21 protein-coding genes and 1 pseudogene are annotated in these 25820 nt (G+C 62.2%); 11 read left to right on the forward strand and 11 right to left on the reverse strand.

Going from position 1 to position 25820, the window contains the following annotated elements:
- Window positions 1-202: 202 nt before the first annotated feature.
- From BLT75_RS13015 to BLT75_RS13030, 4 genes are all read right to left on the reverse strand, one after another.
- A complete protein-coding gene (locus BLT75_RS13015; protein WP_093032176.1) occupies window positions 203-1726 on the reverse strand; it encodes a sulfatase-like hydrolase/transferase in 1524 nt (507 codons plus the stop codon).
- Complete coding sequence (locus tag BLT75_RS13020; RefSeq protein WP_176828014.1) at window positions 1723-3300, reverse strand: tripartite tricarboxylate transporter permease; 1578 nt, start codon at window positions 3298-3300, stop codon at window positions 1723-1725. Before BLT75_RS13020 ends, BLT75_RS13015 begins: the two co-directional genes overlap by 4 nt.
- 5 nt (window positions 3301-3305) lie before the next feature.
- On the reverse strand, window positions 3306-3854 hold the full coding sequence (locus BLT75_RS13025; RefSeq protein WP_093032182.1) for a hypothetical protein: 549 nt from the start codon (window positions 3852-3854) through the stop codon (window positions 3306-3308).
- Window positions 3855-3925: 71 nt separating this feature from the next.
- Window positions 3926-4879: a Bug family tripartite tricarboxylate transporter substrate binding protein gene (locus tag BLT75_RS13030; RefSeq protein ID WP_093032184.1), complete on the reverse strand. Its 954-nt coding sequence runs from the start codon at window positions 4877-4879 to the stop codon at window positions 3926-3928.
- A gap of 118 nt (window positions 4880-4997) precedes the next feature.
- Between BLT75_RS13030 and BLT75_RS24380 the strand changes: the two genes are divergently transcribed.
- The 3 genes from BLT75_RS24380 to BLT75_RS13045 are packed head-to-tail and all read left to right on the forward strand — an operon-like array spanning window position 4998 to window position 7785.
- Window positions 4998-5480, forward strand: a complete 483-nt coding sequence (locus tag BLT75_RS24380; protein ID WP_176828004.1) for a MarR family winged helix-turn-helix transcriptional regulator — start codon at window positions 4998-5000, stop codon at window positions 5478-5480.
- Window positions 5480-6916, forward strand: a complete 1437-nt coding sequence (locus BLT75_RS13040) for a sulfatase family protein (RefSeq protein ID WP_093032187.1) — start codon at window positions 5480-5482, stop codon at window positions 6914-6916. The genes BLT75_RS24380 and BLT75_RS13040 overlap by 1 nt, the downstream gene beginning before the upstream one ends.
- Window positions 6913-7785, forward strand: coding sequence for an MBL fold metallo-hydrolase (locus BLT75_RS13045; RefSeq protein WP_093032190.1), 873 nt, complete (start codon window positions 6913-6915; stop codon window positions 7783-7785). Before BLT75_RS13040 ends, BLT75_RS13045 begins: the two co-directional genes overlap by 4 nt.
- Window positions 7786-8096: 311 nt before the next feature.
- Here the strand turns inward: BLT75_RS13045 and BLT75_RS13050 are convergent, their stop codons facing one another.
- Window positions 8097-8399, reverse strand: coding sequence for an SH3 domain-containing protein (locus tag BLT75_RS13050; RefSeq protein WP_093032193.1), 303 nt, complete (start codon window positions 8397-8399; stop codon window positions 8097-8099).
- Between the two features lie 466 nt (window positions 8400-8865).
- Between BLT75_RS13050 and BLT75_RS13055 the strand changes: the two genes are divergently transcribed.
- The 8 genes from BLT75_RS13055 (at window position 8866) to BLT75_RS13095 (ending at window position 19172) form a co-directional block, all read left to right on the forward strand.
- Complete coding sequence (locus tag BLT75_RS13055) at window positions 8866-9711, forward strand: arsenate reductase/protein-tyrosine-phosphatase family protein (protein ID WP_093032196.1); 846 nt, start codon at window positions 8866-8868, stop codon at window positions 9709-9711.
- Window positions 9708-10706 (forward strand): ArsJ-associated glyceraldehyde-3-phosphate dehydrogenase, encoded by a 999-nt coding sequence (locus tag BLT75_RS13060; protein ID WP_093032199.1) that lies wholly within the window; start codon window positions 9708-9710, stop codon window positions 10704-10706. Before BLT75_RS13055 ends, BLT75_RS13060 begins: the two co-directional genes overlap by 4 nt.
- Window positions 10703-11986 carry an organoarsenical effux MFS transporter ArsJ gene (arsJ, locus tag BLT75_RS13065; protein WP_245706513.1) on the forward strand — a complete coding sequence of 428 codons (1284 nt, stop codon included), beginning with the start codon at window positions 10703-10705 and terminating at the stop codon, window positions 11984-11986. Before BLT75_RS13060 ends, arsJ begins: the two co-directional genes overlap by 4 nt.
- Window positions 11983-12990 carry an ACR3 family arsenite efflux transporter gene (gene arsB / locus BLT75_RS13070; protein ID WP_093032202.1) on the forward strand — a complete coding sequence of 336 codons (1008 nt, stop codon included), beginning with the start codon at window positions 11983-11985 and terminating at the stop codon, window positions 12988-12990. Before arsJ ends, arsB begins: the two co-directional genes overlap by 4 nt.
- Window positions 12991-13286: 296 nt before the next feature.
- Complete coding sequence (locus BLT75_RS13080) at window positions 13287-13604, forward strand: ArsR/SmtB family transcription factor (RefSeq protein WP_093032208.1); 318 nt, start codon at window positions 13287-13289, stop codon at window positions 13602-13604.
- Between the two features lie 54 nt (window positions 13605-13658).
- Window positions 13659-14708 (forward strand): permease, encoded by a 1050-nt coding sequence (locus BLT75_RS13085; protein WP_093032210.1) that lies wholly within the window; start codon window positions 13659-13661, stop codon window positions 14706-14708.
- A 274-nt stretch (window positions 14709-14982) separates the two neighbouring features.
- Window positions 14983-16086 (forward strand): efflux RND transporter periplasmic adaptor subunit, encoded by a 1104-nt coding sequence (locus tag BLT75_RS13090; protein WP_093032213.1) that lies wholly within the window; start codon window positions 14983-14985, stop codon window positions 16084-16086.
- Window positions 16083-19172, forward strand: a complete 3090-nt coding sequence (locus tag BLT75_RS13095; RefSeq protein ID WP_093032216.1) for an efflux RND transporter permease subunit — start codon at window positions 16083-16085, stop codon at window positions 19170-19172. The genes BLT75_RS13090 and BLT75_RS13095 overlap by 4 nt, the downstream gene beginning before the upstream one ends.
- A gap of 102 nt (window positions 19173-19274) precedes the next feature.
- Here the strand turns inward: BLT75_RS13095 and BLT75_RS13100 are convergent, their stop codons facing one another.
- The 6 genes and pseudogenes from BLT75_RS13100 to BLT75_RS13125 form a co-directional block, all read right to left on the reverse strand.
- Window positions 19275-20852: an oleate hydratase gene (locus BLT75_RS13100; RefSeq protein WP_093032219.1), complete on the reverse strand. Its 1578-nt coding sequence runs from the start codon at window positions 20850-20852 to the stop codon at window positions 19275-19277.
- A gap of 258 nt (window positions 20853-21110) precedes the next feature.
- Complete coding sequence (locus BLT75_RS13105; RefSeq protein ID WP_093032222.1) at window positions 21111-21596, reverse strand: c-type cytochrome; 486 nt, start codon at window positions 21594-21596, stop codon at window positions 21111-21113.
- Between the two features lie 26 nt (window positions 21597-21622).
- The gene (locus tag BLT75_RS13110; protein ID WP_176828006.1) at window positions 21623-22981 is read right to left on the reverse strand and encodes an FAD-binding oxidoreductase; all 1359 of its coding nucleotides are present in this window, start codon (window positions 22979-22981) and stop codon (window positions 21623-21625) included.
- A gap of 207 nt (window positions 22982-23188) precedes the next feature.
- Window positions 23189-24529, reverse strand: coding sequence for a GAF domain-containing protein (locus tag BLT75_RS13115; RefSeq protein WP_143028557.1), 1341 nt, complete (start codon window positions 24527-24529; stop codon window positions 23189-23191).
- Complete coding sequence (locus BLT75_RS13120) at window positions 24526-24795, reverse strand: hypothetical protein (RefSeq protein WP_143028558.1); 270 nt, start codon at window positions 24793-24795, stop codon at window positions 24526-24528. Before BLT75_RS13120 ends, BLT75_RS13115 begins: the two co-directional genes overlap by 4 nt.
- A 665-nt stretch (window positions 24796-25460) precedes the next feature.
- A pseudogene (locus BLT75_RS13125) lies at window positions 25461-25820 on the reverse strand (hypothetical protein); the annotation flags it as partial.

Raw genomic sequence — 25820 nt, forward strand, 5'->3', positions numbered from 1 at the left:
ATCCGAGTGTTTTGGTCAGATGACGGAACTGCTGTCCTTTGCGGGCGTGACGCCGATCAGCGGTAATGACTGCTGAGCGGACCATTCAGCCCTTTGACCCGATCGGTGCAGCGCCCCTGTCCTCGAAGCGGCGGCGCCCTTCTTGCGTCCAGCTTCGGCAAAACCTTTCGTCAGAATGGCGCGTCTGCTTCCTGCGCCATGATCAGGCCGTTCCGACCGGAACCCGGTGTGCAGTGATATCGTCTGGACGGGAGGCGATGTAACGCTCCAGTTCATCTCGAATACCTGCGGAATCGGGGTCGTCGAAAAGGTTGTCGTTCTCCTGTGGGTCGGTTGCAAGGTCGTAGAGTTCGCCCGCCCCGGAATTGAGATCTATCGTCATCTTGTGCCGGGACGTTCGGACGGTCCGCAGTTCGAGCGACACGCCGAGCCTGCCGGGTCCTAAGCCCCATTCGTTGAGCGCGAAGTCGCGGCTTGCACGCCCCTCCAGCACCGGCCGCAACGATGCGCCATGCTGTGTAAGCAGCGGCTCCGCTACGGCTGCGTCGCAGAAGGTCGCGCAAAGGTCCAGTGTCGAAACCGGCCTGTCGATCCGCTGGCCCATCGGCACGCCGGGTCCGCGAATGATCATCGGCACGCGCAAGAGCCCCTCGTAATGCATCGGGCCCTTAAGGATCAGCCCGTGGTCGCCCAGCCAGTCTCCATGGTCCGAGATATAGACAACCAGCGTGTCGTCGCGCAGACCGGCCTCATCCAGAGCGATCATCAGCCGCCCGACCTGATGGTCGATGAAACTGATCTGGCCATAGGTATTTGCGATGATCTCGCGCAACTGCTCGTCCGTTTGCGGGCCGATGCGGCTGTATTGCTTGCGCACCTCGGCGAACTTGGCGTCGCCTGGCTCGCCTGTCAGGGCGACCTCATGCCACCAGGGCTTGCCTTCAAGGTTGCGCATGCGGTTCGCGGGAAGATCCACGTCGTCCGGGTGATGCAGGCGCGACCACGGTTCGGGGCAGTCGAACGGGTGATGTGGGTCGGGAAAGCTGACCCAGACGCAGAAAGGATGATCGCGGTCTCGCCCGTGACGCAACCAGTCGATGGCGCGGTCCGCCGTCCAGGGCGTGTTGTGCCAGGCGACAGGCAGACGCGAATGCCAGGTCTGGGCGGCCCCCCTGGTATCGCCTGCGTTCTCCCAGTAGAGCGCGATCTTTTCGTCGCCGCGCCCGTCTGCGTGGAAGAAGCGTTCATAATGTTGGCCGGCAGGCGGTTTTTCCGGCGGAAACCAGTTGTGGCCGACCAGCATCAGTTCGACATGGCCGAAGCCCATGTAGGGCCCGTTCCAGTCCGCCCCGTATTGCGCCGAGGAACGCAGGCACTCCGGCGTGCCGGTCGGTTCATAGGTGTGATAGGTCGAAAAATGCGCTTTGCCGAAGATAGCGGTCTGATACCCGGCCTGCGCCAGCGACCCGGCGAAGCCGCGTTCGCCCGTAGCGGGGTCAAGATCGATGCCGTTGTCATGCACGCCGTGAGTCCGGCAGAGCTGGCCCGTGAGGATCGACGCCCGGGCCGGCTGACAGACGACCGAAGGGGTGATGCAGGCGCTGAAATGTGTACCCTCTGCCGCCAATTGGTCGAGATGCGGCGTCTTGACTTTTCGGCCCATGAACCCAAGGCAATCGGCACGCTGCTGGTCGGCGGAAATCAGAAGGATATTGGGGCGGTTCATGTGACAGGCTTTCTTGCGGTGAATACAATGACGGCGACGGCGGCCAGCATGAAGAACGCGGCGATGGGGCTCGCGAACAGGAAGAAGGGATCGCCCCCGGTCGCGGCGAAAGCCTGACGCGCGGTCTGTTCAAGCGTACCGCCCAAAATGAACGCGATGACGAAGGGCAGCGGAGAGATCCCGGCCTTGCGCATGAAGTAGCCCAGGAAGCCGAAGGCGAGCGCGAAAAGGATCGCTTCCATCCGTGGCTCCTGCACGTAGATCGCGGTCAGCGTCAGCAAAAGCACGATAGGCAGCAGGATATGCTTGGGCGCGCGGGTCATCACACCCATCGATCGCATGAAGAGTCCGCCAAGCGTCCAGTTGAGCGCGTTTGCAAGGAACATCGCGGTAAAGAGGCCGAACGCCACGACCAGTTCGGGATTGATCCCTTCGGAAGGAACGCGGAAGACCGACGGTCCCGGGGTGAAGCCGCCGATACTGTCCGCGGCAAGGATCAGGAAGACCGCCGCTGCATTGCCGGGAATGCCCAGAGACAGGACCGGGATCAGGTTCGCGCCCGAAACGGCGGAATTCGCGGCCTCGGTCGCGGCAACGCCTTCGGGGACACCGTCGCCAAAGCCGGGCGCGCCCGCCGGCTGGTGTTTTTGATGACGTGTCCGCCCAAGAGTGTAACCCAGTGTCGCGGCAAGTGTCGATCCGATCCCCGGCAGCGCGCCGATCAGGGTGCCGATGACGGCGGACTGGCCGATATAGGGCAGGAGCCGGCGGATATCGGCAAACCGCAGCACCTGGTCCCCCGTCAGCGCATGCGTTGTCGCGCCCGGCTGACGGCGATGGTCGTGGAAGGTTTCCTGCATCCCCTCGAACACCGCGCCAAGTATCAGGACACCCAGAACCGCCGTCGTCACCGAGAAACCGCGCGACAGCGTTTCGGTTCCCATTGACAGGCGGGGATAGAAGTCCTCGCCCGAACCGACATAGACCGCCAGCAACCCCAGTCCTGTCGAAATCAGGCCCTTGCCCGGCGATCCGCCGACCACCGCCGCGATGAAGCTGAGTGACAAGATCAGCAGCGCGGTCTTTTCGGGCAGGTCGAGATAGGCCTCGACCAGAAGCGCCAGGAAGGGAGCGCAGAGTACCAGGACGATGTCCGAAAAGGTATCACCGGTGACCGATGAGAAATGCGCAACGCGCAGGGCCTTGCCTGCCTTGCCCGCGCGCGCCATTGGATGACCGTCGAGCGTGGTCATGAACGCATCGGGTGTGCCCGGCGTATTGAATAGGATCGCGGGAACCGCCCCTCCGATGGTTGCGCCCTTCATCACGCCGATCAGGAAACCCATGACCGGCAACAGCGCGTCGGATGAATAGCCGAAGATCGAAATCAGGACCGGCAGCGAGATCGCCATGGCCATCGGTCCTGCAAGCCCAGGTGTGGCGCCCACCACGATGCCAAGGACAAAGCCCGCGAAGACCAGAAGCAGGGTGAATGAAATTGGCAGGCTGAAGAGGCTGAAGGCTGCCGGGCCCTGAAAAACCGCCAGCACGCCCAGCCATGCATGGTCCAGCATGCCCATCACACGTCCCCGTTGGGTGGCAGAAGCAGATCGTCGAAGGGCAGGTCATAGATCGCGACCAATACGATCACCGCGGCCAGCGCTATGACCAGAACTCGCAGCGACAGGCGTTGTTCCGCGAGCACAAGAAGGGCCGCCACCATGACGGTGCCCCCCAGGATGAATCCCGCGAGTTTCCAGGGATAGCTGTCGCGCAGCAGGCGATATTCCTCGCCCGCGAGCGCAGCGGCCAATGGCCCGGTCCAGCGCATAAGAAGCAAGCTGACCACTAGGATAAGCGCTATCTGTAGCGCGAACACGACCGCCTCGCGTGAAGGCAAGGGCTGACTCGCGGCGCGACGCTCTGCCGTCAGCAGGAGCAGCCCTCCCACCAGGAGGAAGAGGGCGGCCAGACTCGGCGCCATTGCGTCTCCGATCACGGTACGACGGCGCACTGTCTCCACGATGCCCGTGGCCGTGTCCGAAGGGATCCAGACCAGAAGGGTAATCAGCGCGAAGGCGATCACGCTGCAGCCAATCAGGACGTTTCCTTTGGGATATCCGGACATGGCGAGCTTGTCCTTGCGCTGTTTTACCCGGGCCGGGCCGATTTGGCCCGGCCATTAGGTACTGGTCAGGCCTACTGTGACGCGGCTTCCATCAACGCGGCGGCACTTTCATAGTCGGCAGCCATCAACGCGTCGAGCTCTGCGCCCATGATCGTTGTCGCCCCGCCGAAGGCTTTCTTGACCAGCCCGCCGGCTTTGGTCGTCTCGTCGTTCACGATTTCGGCGATTGCCCGGGCAAGAGCGTCGCGCGCATCCTGCGGCACGCCTGCGGGCGCGACGAAGACAAAATAGCCGTCTGCGTTGAAGGGTGTGACGCCCAGATCGGCGAGTGTCGGGGCCTCGGGTGTCTGGGCCAGCGGCGCGGATAGCCCGGAGGCGAGGTTCACGAGATCGCCGGCGGCGACTCCCTTGGACTGGATGCCTGCGACAAAGCCCAGATCGACATCCCCCGCGACGATGGCGTCCAGCACCTCTTTTCCACCCTTGAGCGACACGATGTTCAGGTCGATCCCCTGGGCCCGCCCCAGCAGATAGGCGATGTCGTCGAGCTTGGGCGACATGACCCCGAAGCGCAGCGCGCCATCGCTCTTTGCCGCCGCGACCGCGTCAGAGAAGGTGGTCCAGCCTTTGTCGGCGCGCGCGACGATCCCCATCTGGAACCCTGCGGTGGTGGTCAGCCCCGTGAAGTCGGAAGGCGTCAGCCCCATGTCGGCCGAACGCATGTTGTAGCCCAGCGCCTCGGTCACCGCCATTCCGATGACCGTGCCGTCGGCCGGCTGGTCCTTCAGCGACGCAAGCATCGTCAGGCCACCCTTGCCGGTTGCCTCCTCGGGAATGAAGGACCATCCGGTGCGCGCTTCGAGTTCTTCGGCGATCAGCCGCGCCTGGGTATCCGCGCCCCCGCCGGCGGCGAAGGCGATCATCAGCTTGACAGGCCCCGGCGGGGTCCACTCCGATGCGCTGGCCGCGGTTGTCATGGCGAAAAGTCCCAATGCCGCTATCGCGGCTTTCAATCCGGTCCTCATGGCAGTCCTCCCTGATCTCCTGGCGGAAGTCAGTCATAAATTGGTTGACCCGTCAACTATAATGTTGACCCATCAACTTTTGGCGGGCAAGAATGCCCACAGGAATGAGGACCGGAGCATGAGCCAGAACGACATTGCCCGCATCGCCGAACCCCAGCCAGAGCTGCAGCTACAGCAATTTTTGACCTATCGGCTGTCGCGGGTTCAGGCGAAACTGAATGCACAGGCGTCGCGCGTGCTGCGCGAACATGCGGGGATCACGCTCACGCAATGGCGCATCCTGGCACTGATCGGTGTCGAAGGGCTGCGCCGGTCAGCGGATCTGTCGCGACATGCGGCGCTCGACAAGGGCATGGTCAGCCGCAACATCAAGCTTCTGGTGGCCGAGGGCCTTGTCGTGGCCGAAGGGGATGACAGCGACCAGCGCGCCCAGACGCTGGGCTTGACCGGGAAGGGACGGCAGTTGGTCGAACGCACCTTGCCCATCATGCGAAAGCGGCAGAATCTTCTGCGCGGCGCGCTGGACGCGGGTGAGCTTGCCGTTCTTTACCGCGCGCTCGACAAGCTGGAACTGGCGGCCGAAGCACAGGATTTCGACTGATGGCGGGGCACAACTTTCTGGTCATCATGTCGGACGAACATCAGGCCCGCGCCATGGGGTGTGTCGGACACCCCATTGTCCGGACGCCCCACCTCGATCTGCTCGCGGCGCGGGGGCTGCGTTTCACCGAAGCCTATACCCCGTCCCCCATTTGCGTTCCGGCACGCGCCAGCTTTGCGACCGGGCAGCCGGTTCACAAGATCCGTCTGTGGGACAATGCCATGCCCTATGACGGGTCCATACCCGGCTGGGGTCATGCATTGCAGGCCGGTGGGGTGCCGGTGGAAAGTATTGGCAAACTGCACTACCGCAGCGAGGAAGACCCGGCGGGGTTCGATGTCGAACACCTGCCGATGATGGTGGCAGATGGTGTCGGAATGGTCTGGGCGTCGATCCGCAAGGAAGACGAACGGGTGATCCGTGACGACGGCCGGATGCTTGGCGACTACATCGGCCCCGGCCAAAGCAAATACACCGAATACGATGCCGCAGTCACCGATCGCACCTGCCGCTGGCTGGCCGAAAGGGCGGCTTCTGGCGATCGAAGGCCGTGGTGTCTCTATGTCGGGCTTGTCGCACCGCATTTTCCGCTCGTGGCGCCGCCCGAATATTTCGATCTTTACCCGCTCTCGGATCTGCCACCGCCAAAGCTGCATCCGAGGGACGGATATCGCCGGCATCCGTGGGTGGATAAGCAGAACGCCATGATGAACAGCGAAGCGAAGTTCACCTCGGAGAACGAGCGCCTATGTGCCATCGCCGCCTATCTCGGCCTGACCTCATGGCTTGACCATAATGTCGGTCGCATTCTGGCGGCGTTGCAGGCGCATGGCCTGACGGACAGCACGACCGTCGTTTATACATCTGATCACGGCGATAATCTTGGCGCGCGTGGCCTTTGGGGGAAATCGAACCTCTATCAGGAAAGCGTCGCCATTCCGATGATCATGGCAGGCCCGAATGTAACTCCCGGCGTCTGCCGGACACCCGTGACGCTGCTTGACCTTGCCGCGACGATCCCTGCCCATTTCGGACAGGCATTCGACTGCGCGGGAACACCGTTGCCAGACATCGCACAGCAGCCGGAAAACCCCGACCGCCCTGTCTTCAGCGAATACCACGCCGCAGGAGCGGTCTCGGGCGCCTTCATGCTGAAGAAGGGGCGTTGGAAGCTGAATCATTACGTCGGTTTCCCGCCCGAACTCTTCGACCTTGCCACAGATCCGGAGGAGACCGCCAACCTGGCTGCCGATCCCGCCTATGCCGACACGCTGGCAGAGCTGGAAGCCCAACTGCGCGGCATTCTCGACCCAGAGGCGACGGACGAACAGGCCTTCAAGGATCAGGCCGCGCTGATCGCGCGGATGGGCGGGCGTGACGCGGCGCTCCGTCTTGGGGCGCCGGGCGCAACGCCGCCTCCGGAGATCGCGGGATGAAGCTGACCGTTCTTGGGTCGGGCTCTCCCGAGGCCCATGTCCGCCGTGCGTCGTCGGGGTATCTGCTCGATGTCGGCCAGGATGTGATCCTGTTCGATTGTGGTGGAGGCGTCTTCGACAACCTTCTGCGCGCGGGGCGCCGACCATCCGAGATCACGCATCTGGTCTTTTCTCACCTGCATTCCGATCACATGATGGATTACGCGCGCCTCGTCCATGCTGCGTGGGACGAAGGCGGTACGCCGATCAGGGTATTCGGCCCGCCCCCGATCGCCCGGATCACGGAAGGCTTCTTCGGGGCCGACGGTGTTCTGGCGCACGATCTGCGGGCACGGACCGAACTCCTGCCGTCGCAGGAGGTCTGGAAGGCGCGGGGCGGAACTCTTCCACGGCCCTGGCCCAGCCCGGTGATCACCGAAATCAATCCGGGGTTCGTCCTGGAAACGGACAACTGGCGACTGACCTCCTGCGAGGTGCCGCATGCGCAGCCGGTGCTCTCCTGCATGGCTTTCGCCGTCGAGCACGCAGGCCTGAAATTCGTCTATTCGGGCGATGCGGGCCTTTGTCCCGACCTTGAGGCATTGTCGGAGGGCGCCGATCTGTTGCTGCACTGGTGCTACAGGCTGGATGGCGAGACCGTGCACCCGGCGATGGAACCCCTGACCCCGACCCCTGCGCAAATCGCCCGAACGGCCGTAAGGGCCGGCGTGGCCCGCTTGGTGCTCACTCATTTCCGGATCCACATGGACGCGCCCGGTTGCCACGAATCCGCGTTGGAAATGGTCAAGACGCACTTCACCGGACCAGTTTCGATCGCCGAGGATCTCGATATCTACGCTTTGAGCCAGGGGTTTGATCCAGGGGTTTGATGGTGCGATCCATTTCTTTGGGGCGTCGTCGAAAGGGATCCGGTCGGAGCGGGCAGGGCGGTCTCCTGGCGTTGCGTCATGCCCGACTGACCGGTTCGAGGAATTTCACTGCAGTCCGAAGAGAATTCGCCTGCCGGCAAAGCTGTATATTCGGTTCCCGCCGGGTCCAGCTTGCCCGGTCGGGATGGCGTCTTGTACTTCCGCTCGACCGAGCCCTCGCCCAGAAACTTTCTGATGGTGACGCGAGACTGCCCGGCGCCTGTCGGCTGTGGATTCGCTGATGTCGCGTGGCGTGAACCACGAGCAAACGGTCACAGTTTTTTCAGGTATGCCCAGGACACATATCCTTTGATCCCCCGTGCTTGTTCCAGAGTCACGCTACACCAGCGCGTCCCGCCGGTTTGCTCACATTTGTGGACTCGCAATACGATGCCGTTCGGCAGTCCAAGGATCACGCGGTACCCTGTTCCGGGGCCTGCGCGCATCTTGAGCATGTCGTCGTCTTCAACGCCAAAAACCTCGAAGCGCCCGAGAGATGCGGCCGCCGCAGGGTTGGAACTCAGGAGGGTTCCGATAGAAAGCGCCAGCAGCGCGATAGAGAGGGCTCGGTGCATCGTCTTCTCCTGTTTTCTGCCTCACAAGAATCGTAAGCGGTCGGTCGGCTGAAAGAAACAGCGACATGATGGCCGTGCTCGACTTTCGAAAGGATCCCGGCTGCCACAGCGGCTGGGTCCCGGACTGGATGCAGGGCGGCGTTCCACGCCACACCCGGGCTGATCGCGGCATGTCGGACGAAAGGAAGGTTGCGGCAGCGGAACGCAGGCCAGCCGAGAGTGACCCGGATATCCGCCATCGGGATATGGACCCGGTGCGGATTGCCGGGATTGCCGGAACCCGAGTTCAGCGCAGAATATCCGTCGACGCATCGCGTTTGTCTCCGGCTTGTGATCGTCCGGCAAACCAGACCCGGCGATGATCTTGTCAATTTCCTTCACCCGGCCATCTGCCGAGGCTTGTGAAATTTCTGTAACGACGCAGGCAGGCGATTGTCGAGGTCAATATTTCTGATATTCATGAAATATGGAAGAATTGATTCCCTCCCGCCTGTCCATCCTTGGCCATCCGCAACGGTTGGCCGTCTTCCGGCTCCTCATGCGCCGGTATCCGGACCGCGTGCCTGCTGGAGAGTTGGCGGAGGCGCTCGATCTCAAGGCTTCGACGCTGTCGGCATACCTTTCGGCCTTGCAGCAGGCAGGGCTGGTCTCCCAGGAGCGGGTCGGTACGTCGCTGCTCTACCAGGTCGCCATGACGGAGGTGCGGCGCACCTTCGATTACCTGCTCCTCGACTGCTGTCGGGGTCGGCCGGAGCTCTGTTCTCACGTCTCTTTGTCCTCTGCCAAGGGAAATACACCCATGTCCGACCGCAAGTACAAGGTGCTCTTTATCTGCACCGGCAATTCCGCCCGCTCGATCTTTGCCGAGGCCATTCTGCGCAAGGAGGCGGGCGATCGTTTCGAAGCCTACTCCGCCGGCACCAGGCCCCGCTCGGAACTGAACCCGTTTGCGCTCGAAGTGCTGCGGCACAAGGGGCATGACACCTCGGTTCTTCGGGCCAAGAACATCGCCGAGTTCCAGGGCGAGAACGTGCCGAAGTTCGACTTCGTGTTCACGGTCTGCAACCAGGCGGCGAACGAGGAATGCCCGGCCTGGACCGGGCAGCCGGTAAGCGCGCATTGGGGCATGCCGGACCCGGTGAAGACCGAGGGAACCGATGCACAGAAGAGCCTCGCGTTTCAGCAGGCCTACGGGGCTCTGCAAAACAGGATCAAGGCCTTCGCGGCGCTTCCGATCGCCTCGCTCGATCGCATCTCGCTCCAGAAGGCGGTTGACGATATCGGCCGGACCGACGCCGGGGCGCCCGCATGACGGTCTATGCTCTCAACGGCCTCGGCCGGATTGGCAAACTTGCGCTTCGCCCGCTTCTCACGCGCGGTGCACAGATCGCCTGGATCAACGACGCGGTGGGCGACCCGGAGATGCACGCCCATCTGCTGGAGTTCGACACGGTCCATGGCCGGTGGGACGCCGCCTTTTCCCATGACGAAGGGTCCGTGACGGTCGACGGCGTCCGGCTGCCCTTCATCGGAACGAGCGACCTGTCCAAGCTGCCTTTGGAGGGTGTCGACGTGGTCATCGACTGCACGGGCGTCTTCAAGTCCGAGGCGAAACTTGCGCCCTATTTCGAGGCGGGAGTGAAGAAGGTGGTGGTCTCGGCGCCGGTGAAGGATGGCGGCGCGGCCAACGTCGTCTACGGCGTCAACCATGACATCTACGATGCAGCGGCGCACCGGATCGTCACGGCGGCGAGTTGTACCACCAATTGCCTGGCACCGGTGGTGAAGGTCATTCATGAGGCCATTGGCATCCGTCACGGGTCCATCACCACGATCCACGATGTCACGAACACCCAGACCATCGTCGACAGGCCCGCGAAGGACCTGCGCCGGGCGCGCTCGGCGCTGAACTCGCTGATCCCGACCACCACCGGTTCGGCTACTGCGATCACGCTGATTTATCCCGAACTGAAGGGGCGCCTGAACGGACACGCGGTGCGGGTGCCGCTCCTGAACGCCTCAATCACCGACTGCGTTTTCGAGGTGGAGCGGGCGACAACGGCAGAAGAAGTCAATGCACTGTTCAAGACCGCTGCCGAGGGGCCGCTCGCGGGCATCCTCGGCTACGAGGAGCGCCCGCTCGTCTCGGCCGACTACACCAACGACCCGCGGTCGGGCATCGTGGATGCACTTTCGACCATGGTGGTGAATGGGACCCAGGTGAAGGTCTATATCTGGTACGACAACGAAATGGGCTATGCCCATCGTCTGGTCGACGTCGCGCTCATGGTGGGAGCCTCGCTTTGATCGGCCATCGTGAAGCAGTGCGTCCCGAGGGACTGTCCGCCTATATCGCCGTCACGGCCGCCTACTGGACCTTCATGCTGACGGACGGTGCGCTGCGGATGCTGGTGCTCTTGCACTTCCATACGCTTGGCTTCACGCCGGTGCAGCTCGCCTACCTTTTCGTACTCTACGAAATCGCCGGTATGGTCACGAACCTTTCCGCCGGCTGGATCGCGGCGCGCTTCGGACTGACCTCGACGCTCTACGCAGGCCTCGGGATTCAGATCGTGGCGCTGGTCGCACTTGCACAGTTCGACCCCGGCTGGGCGGTTGGGCTCTCGGTGGCTTTCGTCATGGTGGTGCAGGGTGCGAGCGGCGTGGCGAAGGACCTCGCCAAGATGTCCTCGAAGTCGGCGGTCAAGATCCTCGCGCCGACCGAGAGCGGCGGCCTCTTCCGCTGGGTCGCGCTCCTCACGGGTTCGAAGAACGCTGTGAAGGGGCTTGGCTTCCTGCTCGGCGCCGCGCTCCTGGCCACGATCGGCTTCTTCTGGGCAGTCCTGGCCATGGCCGCCGTGCTGGCGGTGATCCTCGTCGCGGTGCTGATCGCCATGCCGCCGGGCCTGCCCAAGGGCCGCAAGGGTGCGAAATTCTCCGAGGTCTTCTCCAAGTCCAACAACGTCAACTGGCTCTCGGCCGCACGCGTCTTTCTCTTCGGCGCACGGGACGTCTGGTTCGTCGTGGGCATCCCGATCTACTTTTATGGTGTCCTGTCCGACGGCACTCCCGAGGGAAATCGCGCCGCCTTCTTCATGATCGGCACTTTCATGGCGCTTTGGATCATCCTCTATGGTGGGGTGCAGGCCTCGGCGCCGAAGCTTCTGCGCGCGGCCGGCACGCCGGAACGCGATCTCGTGGGCAAGGCCCGCAGCTGTGCCTGGACGCTCGCAGCAGTCCCGGCCGCGCTGACCGCGGCTGCGCTGGTGTCGGGCGAGCCACAGCCCTGGCTCACCGTTACTATGGTCGCGGGACTGCTCGTCTTCGGTGCGATCTTCGCAGTGAATTCGGCGCTACATTCCTACCTGATCCTTGCCTTCACAAAGGCCGAGCGTGTTACGATGGACGTGGGCTTCTACTACATGGCGAACGCGGGCGGGCGGCTTCTCGGTACGGTCCTGTCCGGACTCACCTACCACATCGGAGGTCTCCCACTGATGCTTGGAACCGCCACCCTGATGGTGGCCCTCTCGGCGCTCGCGGCTGGGCGTCTTAACGCGACGGAACCCGAGGTCACCCCGAAATGACTGTCTTCGAACGATATCTGACCCTCTGGGTCGCACTCGCCATGCTGGCAGGCATAGCCATCGGTGCCGCTGCTCCGGCGCTGGTCGAGATCGTCGCCGCGGCTGAGGTCGCGAGCGTCAACCTTGTCGTTGCCGTGCTCATCTGGGCGATGGTCTACCCGATGATGGTCGGTGTGGACCCACGCAGCCTGCGGGACGTGGTGAAGCAGCCGAAGGGCCTCGCCATCACGCTTGCGGTCAACTGGCTCGTCAAGCCCTTCACCATGGCTGCGCTCGGCGTCCTGTTCTTCGAGGTGGTCTTTGCCGACCTCATTGCGCCGGAGGATGCGCAGCAGTATATCGCGGGGCTGATCCTGCTGGGCGCCGCACCCTGCACCGCGATGGTCTTTGTCTGGTCGCAGTTGACCCGGGGCGACGAGAGCTACACGCTCCTCCAGGTCTCGGTGAACGACGTCGTCATGGTCTTCGCCTTTGCGCCCATCGTGGCCTTCCTCCTTGGTGTGACCGACATCGCGGTGCCGTGGGAGACGCTGGTTCTGTCAGTCGTCCTGTTCGTCGCCCTGCCGCTTTTGGCGGGCCTCTGGACGCGGGCGCGTCTCGGCAGCGCAGAACGCATCGCCGCCTTCCGCGACCGGGTGAAGCCCTGGGGGGTCGTGGGTCTCATCGCAACGGTCGTGATCCTCTTCGGGCTCCAGGGTCAGGTGATCCTCGACCGGCCGGAGGTCATTGCGCTCATTGCCGCCCCGATCCTGATCCAGTCTTATGGCATCTTCGCGCTGGCTTATGCCGCCGCCTATGCCCTGCGGGTGCCGCACCGGATCGCCGCGCCCTGCGCGCTTATCGGTACATCGAACTTCTTCGAACTCGCCGTTGCCGTGGCGATCAGCCTTTTCGGTCTGAATTCCGGCGCAGCGCTCGCTACTGTGGTGGGCGTGCTCGTCGAAGTGCCTGTCATGCTGTCGCTCGTCGCTTTCGCCAATCACACGCGCGCCGGTTTTGCATGATCCAGGGTCTTCCCAATATCGACCCGATGCATATGCATCCTGTCGATGCCGCCAAATATCAGGGTTCGGACGACCCCGGTCATCCGCAGCAGATCCCAAGCCCGCGAGGCTCGGTTCGGGCGCGGCTGTATCCTCGGACGGTTGGGTGCGAAGCAAAGCGCCTGTTGCGTTTGGTCGGGGCGGAGGGCGGATATTGCGACCCGAGCGGTGCGCAGAGGACATTTCGCTGAAGATGAATTACGACAGATTTGATGTGGAATCATTTACAAAACTAGAATTGTAGTTATGTTAGTGCCATGACAACGATCAGCCCCAATGCCCGTGCCCTTGCCGCTCTTGGCCATGACGCCCGCCTGTCGATCTTTCGCCTTTTGGTGAAAGCCGGTGACGATGGGCTGCGGGTCAGCGATATTGGCGAACATCTGGGGTTCGCGCCTTCGACACTTGCGCATCACCTGTCCGCGCTGGTGGATGCCGGGCTGGTCCTTCAGGAAAAACAGGGCCGCGAGGTAATCAATCGGGTCGATTTTCTTGCGATGCACGCGCTTGTCGGTTTTCTGACCTCCGAATGCTGCGTAGGTGTCGCGGTCCGTCCGTCGGAGGATGCTGCATGAGAAACGCGCGCCTTTTTCTTACCTTTAAACAACCGTAATTCTGGATATTTAGTGATGACTGATACAACCCTCCCGATACCTGGCCTCCGGTCAATGCTGCGTCATGTTTGGCAGGATCAGCGGGTCTGGCTCGCCTCTGCCGCCATCCTTGCGGGGCTAGTGATCTTCGACACGCCGCAGGCCGTGGACAGCGCGATTTTTGCCGGAGGCGCTCTCCTGAGCACGGCGCCGTTCCTGATCCTCTCGATCGGAATCGCGGCGTGGGCGGGGGCGACGGGCGCCGACAACCTGATCGCCAGGGCCTTCACCGGCGCGCCGCTCCTGATGATCGGCTTGGGCGCGCTGGCGGGAGGCATCTCGCCGTTCTGTTCCTGCGGGGTCATCCCGCTGATCGCTGCGCTCTTGGCGATGGGGGTGCCGCTTTCGGCAGTCATGGCCTTCTGGCTCGCCTCGCCGATCATGGATCCTTCGATGTTCGTGCTGACGGCAGGCGTACTGGACCTTGAGTTCGCGGTGGCCAAGACGCTGGCCGCCATCGGGCTGGGCGTGTTCGGCGGGGCGGTGGTGCACCTGATGATGAAGGGTGGGGCCTTCACCGATCCACTGCGCGAGGGGATCGGCAATGGGGGCTGCGGCGGCGCGAGGATCCGCGCGCCCAAGCCCGTGGTCTGGCGCTTCTGGGCCGAGCCCGAGCGACGGGCGAAGTTCGGCAAGACGGCGCTGAGCACAACGCTTTTCCTCGCCAAGTGGCTGACGCTGGCCTTCATCCTTGAAAGCCTGATGCTGGCATGGATCCCTGCGGAAACGGTGACTGCAACACTGGGTGGAGAGGGCTTGCTGCCCATCGTGACCGCGACCCTGGTGGGCGTGCCTGCCTACCTCAATGGTTACGCAGCCCTGCCGCTGGTCGGCGGGCTGATCGAGCAGGGCATGGCGCCCGGAGCGGGGATGGCCTTCCTCGTCGCCGGTGGCGTCACCTCGATCCCTGCGGCCATGGCGGTCTGGGCGCTGGCGCGGCCGCCGGTTTTCCTGCTTTATCTCATGCTCTCTCTGAACGGAGCCTTTACCTCAGGGGTGCTGTTCCAGCTCTGGCAAATCCTGTGACTTGGTGACCGACGCGGCGATGGCTGGGCTCTTCTCCGCGCGACCCGGCGATCTCAAGGCATGGGGCCACCTGGTCCCGGCCTTTCGATGCGGTCTGATCGCACCACGTCCGACTCAACCAATATCCTTTTGACAAGCCTTCCCGGCGATCGGCCGGGTTTTCGCTTGAGTGATCAACAGACCAACAAACTTTCCATTGTCATCATAAGGCACTGATCTACTGTACCTAGGAGCGTCAGCGCTATCTCAGAGTTCAAATTTGGCTGCCCAAACCATGTCCATATGGCGACAGATCCTGACAATTGCGTTCATCGCGTCTCTCGCCTACGGCGGTTTCAAACTCTACGAACAATATGTCGTTGATCCGAAAGCATCGTCTGAGAACGCAAATCGTCGATCCGTGGCACCGACCATTGTCGAATTGGCGACTGCCGAACTGCGTATTCTGAAAACGGCGGTCGAAGCCGTAGGGACTACGCGGGCCAGGCAATCGGTCGACATTGTTCCCGAAGCGGATGGCCGGGTCGAACGCATCCTGTTCGAACCGGGTCAGACCGTTCAGCGGGGCGAGGCGCTGGTTGAACTTGATGATACGATCGCCCGCGCGGACCTGGCCGAGGCGAATGCAAAGCTGGTCGAGCGGGAACGGGTGCTGGAACGTGTTACGCAGCTCCGAGGGTCGAGCACGGTGTCCGAGGCAACCCTGGAAGAATCAATAGCAAGACTTGCCGAGGCGCGCGCGGAACTGAACCGCGCCGAACAGAAGCTTGCCGAAAGAACAATTCGGGCGCCGTTCACCGGCAAGGTCGGCTTGGCCGATATCGACCAGGGTGCGAGGGTGACCGCTGGAACCTACATCACGCGTCTCGACGACCTCACCAATGTCGAGGTCGAATTCTCTCTGCCGGAAACCCTGTTTTCCCAAGTCCGAAGCGGGCAAAGGATCATGGCCTCGAGCCCTGCCTTTCCCGGACGGGAATTCGACGGGGTGATCGAAGCCGTGGATACAAGTATTGACCCGGTTAGCAGATCCTTTCGAACCAGAGCCGTGATCCCCAATGCCGACGGTACTCTTCCGGCCGGCATGTTCATGTCTCTCGAACTTACGCTTTCGGAAAGCGAACGCATTGTGGTGCCGGAAGAGGCGATCATTTTCCAGGCCGCCGAAACCTATGTCTTCACCGTCGATGACAACAAGGCGCAGCGCGTCACGGTCAAGACCGGGCAGCGGCGAAACGGAGTTGTCGCGATCGAAAACGGGCTGGAAGAAGGCGATTCCGTTATTGTCAGAGGGTTGCACCGGGTACGGGACGGCGGAGCGGTAGAGGCTCTGAATAAACCCGGAGAGATGCGTCCGGCAACGGGAAGCGATTCATGATTTTGACCGATCTTTCCGTTCGTCGACCGGTACTGGCGGCGGTTGCCAATCTTTTGCTGATCGTGCTTGGGATAACCGCGTTGCGTGACATTCCGGTGCGCGAACTTCCCGATGTGGACAACGCGGTGGTGACCGTGACCACCACGTATCGCGGCGCGGCGCCCGAGGTGATCGACACCGACCTCACCGAGACGATCGAAGGAGCCGTGGCGTCGATTTCGGGCATCCGGTCGATCAGTTCGGAAAGCCGCCAGGGCTGGTCGCGGGTGGTGATCGAATTCACCGCCGGGTATGACGTCGACATTGCCGCCAATGACGTCCGCGACGCGGTCGGTCGTATCCGGGACGATCTGCCTGACGAAGCGGATGCGCCCGAAGTCGAGAAAAGCGATGCCGACGCTGACCCCGTAATGCGTCTGGCAATCGTGTCCGACCGCATGACAACCGCCGAAATTACCGATTATGTTGATCGTTTCATTGCGGATCGTCTTGCGACTCTGGATGGTGTGGCCAGCCTGCGTATTTACGGCGAACGCGCTTTCGCGGTCCGCATATGGCTGGATAGACGCGCCTTGGCCGCCCGCAAGCTTACGGTCGAAGACGTGGAACGCGCGCTTCGGCGCAACAATGTTGAACTGCCCGCCGGCGAGGTCACTTCGAGCAGCCGGCAACTTGCGGTGCGCCTGAACAGCCGCTTGCAAAGCGTCGACGACTTCCGCGATGTCGTACTGGATCGTATCGAAGGCTATCCTGTCCGTCTGCGTGACGTTGCCCGTGTCGAACCCGGTGTGGCCGACGACTCCACGATCGCACGCAGCGACGGTCGTGAAGCGGTAGGTGTCGCGGTTCAAAGGCAAAGCCAATCCAACACCCTCCAGATTTCGCAAGCGGTCAGGGCCGAGATCGACAAGATCAACCCGACCCTGCCGGACGGCATGGAAATCCTCGTGGGGTCGGATGACGCGCTGTTTGTCGGCGCCTCGATCCGCGAGGTCGTCATTGCCCTTTTCATCTCGCTGGCCCTTGTCGTCGCGGTGATCCTGCTGTTTCTCAGATCCCTGCGCGCCACGCTGATACCGGCCATCACCATTCCGGTGTCGCTGATCGGCGCCTTTGTCCTGATCGGGGCCTGGGGATTCTCGATCAACACGCTCACGCTGCTGGCGCTGCTGCTGGCGATCGGGCTCGTGGTCGACGACGCGATCGTGGTTCTGGAGAACATCCAGCGCCGGATCGAGAATGGCGAAACACCTCTTGTCGCAGCGCTGAAAGGATCCCGCCAGGTCACCTTCGCCGTGCTGGCCACCTCGGTCACGCTGATCGCGGTGTTCGTGCCGCTGTCCTTCATGCCGGGCCAGGTCGGGCGGCTGTTCATCGAATTCGGCTGGGTGATGGCCGGCACGGTGGCGATTTCGACCTTTGTCGCGCTGACAGCCTGCCCCGCGCTGGCCTCCAAGATTCTTGTCCGGGGCGAAGGCGCGCCTGTTCACGAGGCCGACCAGCCGCGCGGCGCGGTGCAGCGGGCCTATGCGGGGTTTCTGCGCAAATGCCTGCACATGCCTCTTGTGGTGCTCGCGGTGACCGGCGCGGTCACCGGTGGCGCTGCATTTCTTTACGGCTCTCTGCCGCGCGAACTTGCCCCGCGCGAGGACCGGGGGGTCGGTTTCGTGCCGCTGACGGCACCACAGGGCAGCACGGTCGAATACACCGACCTTGCCGCCCGGCAGGTCGAGGGCCTGCTTCAGCCTCTCCGCGAGCAGGGTGTCGTGGAAACGGTCTTTACCTTCACCGGCTGGGGCAACCGCGCCTATCGGTCCTTCGTCGTGTTCCGGCTTGCCCCTTGGGAAGACCGCGAGATGAGCGCTGCCGATGTCGCCAGATCCATCGCTCCAAAGATGGGAGAGGTCACGATCGCGCGCGGGTTTCCGATAACTCCGGCGGGGCTGGGGCTCCGTGGCAACTCGACACCGGTCAGCGTGATTATCAGCGGCCCGGACTTCGACAGCGTAAAGGGCTGGGCAACCGAAATGCTGGCGCGTGCCGAGGAAATTGAAGGTCTCGTCAACCCCGAAATTAACTTTGAACAGAATCTCCCTCAGCTCGAGGTCCGCATCGACCGGGAGCGAGCCGACGACCTGGGCATCTCTATAGAAACCATTGCGACGACCTTGCAGTCGATGCTGGCGTCGCGGCAGGTCACGACCTTTGTGAGCCAAGGCCGGGAATATCCCGTCATACTGCAGGCCGAGGAGCGTGATCGCACGTCCGCAGCCGACATCGACAATATTCACATCCGCTCGGGCGACGGCCAGACATTGGTGCCTCTCGGAGCACTCGTGAGCATAGGCGAAAACGCCGCCGCCCCTTCTCTTCGACGATTTGACCGTCTTCCTTCCATCCAGTTGTCAGGCGCTCTTGGCCCGGGGGCAGACCTTGGCACCGTCTTGGGAGAGTTGGAACAAATTGCGGCCGAGATTATTCCGGCAAGTGGCAAACTTGGGTATGATGGGCAGTCGAGGACCTTCAAGGATACATCGGCGGGCGCCGTCGCGGTTTTTGCGATGGCGCTCCTTGTCGTGTTCCTCGTGCTTGCCGCCCAGTTCGAAAGCTTCGTCCACCCGCTCATCATACTTCTGACCGTGCCCGTCGGGGTCGCCGGATCGATCTATGCGATGACCGCAGGCGGCCTGTCGTTCAACGTCTACAGCCAGATCGGTATCATCCTCCTGATCGGGCTGGTCGCAAAGAACGGCATCCTGATCGTCGAATTCGCCAACCAGTTGCGCGACGAAGGCAAATCGGTGCGCGAGGCCGTGGTTCTCGCCTCGGTCCTGCGCTTGCGTCCGATCACGATGACGGTCCTGTCGACCATACTTGGCTCTCTGCCGCTTGTCCTGGCCACGGGCGCCGGCGCGGAAAGCCGAAACGCCATAGGCACGGTCATCATCGCCGGTCTTGGCCTGTCGGCCATCCTGATGCTGGCCGCGACACCAGTACTTTACGATCTGCTCGCGAGATTTACGAAGCCCCGAGGGGCCGTTGAAAAAGCCTTGGAGCAGGAGCTTCGGGCGGCCGGTTCGCGGTGAAGCACAGCCATGGCGGTGCCAGGCGAATTCGTACTCGTCTGCTCCTTCAGGCTTGGGCCGTCACTACTTGATGGACAGGGATATCGTGGGGGGCAGGTCAGATCAAATTCCAAGAAGAACACGCGATGCGCGGACAATTACTCTTGGGTCGAGATCGGTGCGCGCCACCGGAGGCGGTGGATCTGAGCGGCCTGTAAGGCTCGCGACCGCAGTGCGTGCCGAACGCACCGAGTATTCCACAGTAAAGACGCAATCCCGCGGGAGTTCACAATATTGTCCGATCACAGCGAAGTTTTCAGCCCCATGCGGACGTACATCGGGGCGGTCTCCCGGTTCCCTGGGCATGAACTGGCTGGTGATGTAGGGCATTCGACACGGGACGATCTTCGCGGTGTCGAACCATGCCTTTTGGTCGTCCGTCAACTGCAAATGGCCGCAAAGTTCTTCGATGACTTCGGAGCCGGTCGCTTCCCACATCGGTTTTTTCACGAAATCACCTGGCAGGTCACCTCGCAACCCGTAGCCCCAGAAGGTATAGGTGCCGTGTTTCTGCCCGCGAAAATGTGGCTGATGAAATAACACGATGGAAAGCGTCCAGCCTGAACCGGCAAATGTCACCAGACCACCTGTGCCGGTTCGGTTGTTGGTGAAATCCTCCATGAATTCGAAGAAGTCGGGGCCGTCCATGGTAATAGTGAACGAGTTCCACCCGGTCTTGCCAGTGTCGCTGCAGAAAACGTCGGGTTTGCCAAAGCCTTCATGCCGTGACGCCAGCTTTCGCCATAGCTGCCAGCCACCGGCCGGCTGTTCGTCGAGCGTCGGTGCATGGTTCCTGGATCCAAACACCGACCCGTCTGTCATGGAACCGAGCGTAAGGTATACGCAGTCCTCAGCACTCACTTCTATCGCATCGCCATCGTTGAGGGTGAGGGCGCTGACGCGTCGACCCTGCCGTGTACCGTCGATCATCACGTCGGTAACCTGTCTGCCAGTCACGATACGAACGCCGCGGGTTTGCAGCCACGCCAAGATGGGGGCGATCATGGAGTCGTACTGATTGTAGCGTGTACGCAGAATGCCCGAAATCCGTGTGAAGCCAGGGAAAAGATGCATAAAACGAAGCAGGTATCGCCGCATTTCGACCAGTGAATGCCAAGGCTGAAACGAGAACATCGTGGACCACATCAGCCAGAAATTGCTGTCGAAGAAGGCAGGCTTGAACCAGTCGTCGATCCGTTGCGCGCCCAGCCCGGCCTCCGGGTGCAGAATCAAGCGATTGAGATCGACAATATCTTGCGCGCTGAGCGTAAGATCATACCGGTCCTCGGCCGGACTTCCATTCCGTACCAAGCGGCAATTTGACGAACCCGGCACCATTCGGTTGAACTCGAGAATATCATCCCTGGCGGAGACGGACGGATCGCTCTGCAACGGGATGGTTTTCAACAGGTCAAGAGTGCAGGCAAAGTGTTTCTCGAACATGCGGCCGCCTCGCACGACGTAACCTGTTTCAGCGTCTCCGCCGCCATCGAGCGATCCGCCAGGGATACCGAGTTGCTCGTAAATCCAGATATCTTCACCGCGTACTCCTGCGTCTCTGCAAAGAAACACGGCAGCAGACAGGCCGGCTATACCAGCACCCACGATATGGTGCTGGACGGTTGCGATGTCTTCGGACATGAGATTGCTCCCGGATTTCAACGCTTCGTTCAGTTTCTGACCGGATACACGAAACGGCTTTGATCCCGGTCAAACCATGGACAAGAGTTGAAGCCGAGGTGCAAACACCTGGAACTTCAGGGGACTGTCCGAATTGGGCTTCAAGCGGTCACCTGACAGAAGCCATCAGAGGTCCATTGTGAGGACAATCCGGCCCTTCAAACCCGGCCGGTGCGGCGCCTCTGAATTCGCAGCAGGGGCGCCCAGGCTTGCATTCCTTTACGGCAAAACCACCCGGTAGAATGGCGCTTCTGCTTCCTGTGCCGTTCCGACAGGCTGAAGCATCGCGCCTTCCTGTGCCGGAAGTGATCGCAAGTACACCACGACGGCGTGCGTGTCCTCGTCCGAGAGACCGGCATAGGCCTGCCATGGCATTGCCGGTGCCAGGATCCGGCCGTCAGGGCGTATCCCGCTGCGGAGCGCGGTTGCGATCTCGTCGTCCGACCAGGAGCCGAGGCCGCTTTGCGAGGGCGTCAGGTTTGGCGCCCAGAAGATCCCGAGGCCCGGAATCTCGAAACCGATATTCCCGCCGGACAGGCCCGCACTTGCGATGGGCGCGCCTTCGGGGCCCCGCGGCATGTGGCAACCGGCGCAATCCATGATCCTGACCAGATAGGCGCCTCGCTCGACAGGATCGGCCCAGGCCGGAGCGGAGGCAGCTGACCCAAGCAAGGCCGCCAGAGCGCAAAACTGTTTGATCTTCATTCGTGGTTCTCCTTGGATATCCGCGATCAGGCCGCGTGGCGGCCGGTGGCCGTAGGTTGTTTGCGAAACAGGTTTTCGGGGTCATATCGGTTGCGGATGCCGTCCAGTTTAAGCCGTACTGCATCCGAAAGAATTGGCAGGCGATGTTCCGCTCCATCCAGATCGGCTTCGCCGACATAGGCACCGTTCGCGGATGGGACGAGTTGTCCGGACAAACCGCGCAGCCATGCCATGTTCGCGTTATCGGCGCCCTCGTCATCCCAGATGCCATAGATCGTTGCCATCATCCGCCCGCTTACCGAGAAGGCCGAGATGTCGGGAACTGCACTTGCATTCGATCGCAGCGCAAGGAGACCAAAGCTTCTTGGCGAGGGCGCTGTTCCGATGCCCTGAACAAGCCGCGCAAGAACATCGCCGAACGCGGCATCCGACCAGATGCAGTCAACGCCGTATCGCGCGCCCGGCGGCGTCGAGGCGCCGGTGATCTCGTAGAGCGCCTGAAACGGTGTTGGCATCGGCCCCATCATGGCGATCGGGCTTTCGGGGGCGGAATGTCCCAGCTTTAGAAGTGTCTGCTGAGCTTCGGCCTCGGTGGTGGCGAAGACGCTCGCGATTGCGGCAATAACCGGACCGTCAGGACCCGTATCGATCTTCACCGTGAACTCGACATTCGATGGCGCTTGCGCAACTGCGCCTTCGGCCCAGCGCGCAATCTCTCCGAGGCGAGCCGCCGGGTAGACCCGGACAACCGTGGTCAATGCCTTCGGTCCGTCCTGAAGCGCGACGCGATAGCCCGTGACAATCCCGAAGAAAGAGGGGCCAGCCCCGCGCGCTGCCCAGAATAGATCAGGGTGTGAATCGGCGCTGGCCGTGACGATCTGACCGTCGGCCAGAACAACATCCACGGAACGTACCGAATGGCAGGCAATACCCCAGGCGTTCGCGTTCCAGCCGATTCCGCCTCCGAGAAGATAGCCGCCCATTGGAACCGAGGCGCAATGCCCGACCGGGAAGGCCAGCCCATGACGGTCCAAGGCAGCGGCGAGGCGCGTGTTCGTGACGGCCGGGCCAATTGAAGCTTCGCGTGCGGCAGTGTCGATGCGCAAGCTGTCGAAGGCGCCGAGATCGATCACCATGTCCGCCTTCATGGCTATTCCGGTGAACTGGTGGCCGCCGGTTCTGGCGGAAACGCCGAGGCCGTGGTGCCGGGCGTAGCGGATGGCTTCCTGCACATCGCTGACATCTGCGGCGCGCACGATTACTCTGGCGCGCCGGTCCGGTTTGCGTGCGTTCCACACCAACGCGTCGCAAGACGCAGAGTAGCCTGGATCGTAGGCTGTGATTGCGGTCCCGCGCAGGCGGGATGTGAACTCGTCGTATGTCATTGTTCCGGTCTCCTTGGAACCGGCACATGCCCCTTGGCCCGGGTAACTTCCCCGGTGCGCCGCATGTCCGGCTGGTGTCTCTGGATCGGGAGGCCGCTCGGCGTGCCTGTCGGCCATCCCGGTTCATGACGCAGGGATCGCACGGGTTGCGGTGGATCGCATGCTAAGTGATCCCGCGCAAAAGGCTCACGAATGTTAAAATCTTGCTCAGGCCGACCCGGGCGCCTCTTCCAGGACGATGCGGCTGCCTGTCAGCAGACGGAAACGGCCGCGCCCGGCCTTTTCGATGCGAAGGCAGGCGCATCGTTCCTCCAATCGCTTTCTGAGCAGGATCAATCTGGCGTCCAGATTCTCGGCATGAGCGGGCAGCCTGAGAGCGGGATCAAGGCGCAGTTCGCGTGTGGTGAATTCGGTTCTGCCGGTGTCCCGATGTTCACGGAGAAGGCGCCACAGGATCGCTCCTGCCACTCCCTTGATCAGATAGTCATGGCCCAGAAAGACGCTTTGATCCACGGCGAAGTAGCGAATTCTGACGGTGCCTTCGGCCGGATCCGGATCCGGCAGTTTTTCCAGAGCCTCCTGATCCTCCGTCAGCCGCAGCAGCGCCATCCGCGCCCCGAGATGCCCGGCAACAAGGGCCAGAGCATCCTCTTCCTCGTAGCCGAAGCGCATGATGGCATCGTCTTCGGCGAAGAGAACGGCAACCACGCGGTTGTCGTCCACGATCGGCAATGCGATCTGGCTGCGTGGGGCGGCAAGGCCCGGAAAGGCGATGCGGCACGGTTCGTCTCCGACGATGCCATTGATGCGCGCGGCTTCACGAACCGCTTCGCCGTAGCGATACTCGGTGGTCATGTGGCCGATCCTGATCGGCATACCCACGGCGGCGGCGACGCCGATCACGCCTTCTCCCGAACCGACCTCCGCCCCGATACCGCTGGCCGCGTAGCCATTCGAGGCTACGGCGTAGAACGGGCCGCCTTGGCCTTCGGCAACCAGCACGATCGCCCACCGGATGCCGAAATCCCGCTCCAGACAGATCGTAACCTGATCGAACAGATCTTCCAGATCCTGACACTGATCGAGCGTCGCGAAGGTCCGTCGCGTTGCGGCGAGGAGTGACTCGCGGGGCGGCGGTGTCATTACCGGTCCCGGAACCTGCCTGATCCGCGTCACACGGAAGACATCCGAGCCAAGAAGCCGAAAGACGCCTGCCATTCCATGATGGGACGCGATCCCGGCAAGCTTTGCCTTCATGCTTTCGAAAAGGGCGCCGCTGGTGCGTGTCTCCTCGTACTCCAGATCCAGCCTGTAATGAGCCAGTGTTTCGGGATCGGTCACCTGCACCGCTGCCCGACGGGTTGCTAGGAGGTTCGAACGGGTCTTGTTGAAGAACTGGTAGGACAGGGCTACCCGTTCGGGATCAACATAGTGAACCTGGCTGATCATCGATACATTCGGCACACCATTCGGATCACAGGTTGCCATGATCGAAGCGATCACACCCTCCAGCGCCGGCCTGAGCGCATCCACCGTGATGACGCTCACTTGGTAATCTCCTGTCCTGCGCCCGGACCGGGTGTCTGGCTGAAGACCTGCTCGGGAGCAAACTCAACCGCGACAAGGTTCGCCGTCTCGTACACCGAGTAACCCACACCCTGTGCCTCGGAATAACCAAGCTCGGACAAACCGTCCCTGAAAAGCGCCTGCTGCCGGTCGACCTCTGGAAGATCGTCGTTGCACCGGGGGCCGGTGTGCGCCTTTGATGCCTTGATCTGGAACGAGGTATGGTCGCGGGTCACAGTAAGGGTCACTGCCACCGGTCCCCCCGAGGCAAGGGCTTCGATCACTTCTGCATTGACGCATCTGTCGACCAGAAACCGGAACACCCCGCCTGGGCGCAGTCGACATGCAACGCCAAGGCCGAGTACGGGCGCTCCGTCGGATCCGCAAGACGCTATTGCGATCCCGCAACCCGATTGAGCGAGGGCCACCAATGCGGGGGCAAGTATCGGTTTTGCCACCTCCTGATCCGCTGTTTGTGCGCTCCGGCCATCTGTCATCTGCAATACCGACGAAAGAGGAAAGACTTCATGAGGGCAGTCCGCCCGATGACAATCCTAATCTCGCACCCAAGATCTTGGAAGCGGGATCGTTTGGGGCGCTTCCCGAGCGAAGACGGTTTTGCCTTCTTCTCTTGGCGTGTTTGCGCAGCAAACCGTCTCGAGGCGGGGAGGGCGGTTTCATAGCTTCGAGCCGTGACCGGACGGCCCAGGTTCCGCTCCAGACGATCCGGTTCTGGTGGAACGGAATTGGCCCGATGTAGGAGGCGGGGATCTAAATCCAAGCAAACTTCAAGTTGATCCCTAACGCTGATCTTGCCGAGCGGCGTCAACTCTGTTCCGCCGGTTTCTCGCGGTTATCGGGAAACCGATTCTGGCTGGAAACCCGTCTGACACGACCCGCGGCGAATGAAAGGTTACACGAAATCCGTGGCGTCCAGCGCGCCGATGGCAAGGCCGTCGAAATCGATCCAGCTTCCGGGTGCAGACGTGACCTCGGCGCGCACCCCTCCCAAGATCGGCGAGAATGTCAACGAGGCGAAGGTCAGCCCTCCCAGAAGGTCGATCACGTCGATACCATCTTCGAAATCGCGGATCACGTCCTGGCCATCGTTGATGCCGAACTCGAACGTGTCCGACCCTTGCCCACCATACAGGATGTCGTCGTCCGCCCCGCCCGACAGCGTGTCGTCGTTCGCACCGCCGTAGAGCGAGTCATTGCCCGCGCCGCCCTGCAGGTCGTCGTTGCCGTTCACCGCGAACAGGAAGTCATTGCC

The organism is Ruegeria marina (assembly GCF_900101475.1).
In the GTDB taxonomy this organism is placed as follows: Bacteria; Pseudomonadota; Alphaproteobacteria; order Rhodobacterales; family Rhodobacteraceae; genus Ruegeria_B; species Ruegeria_B marina.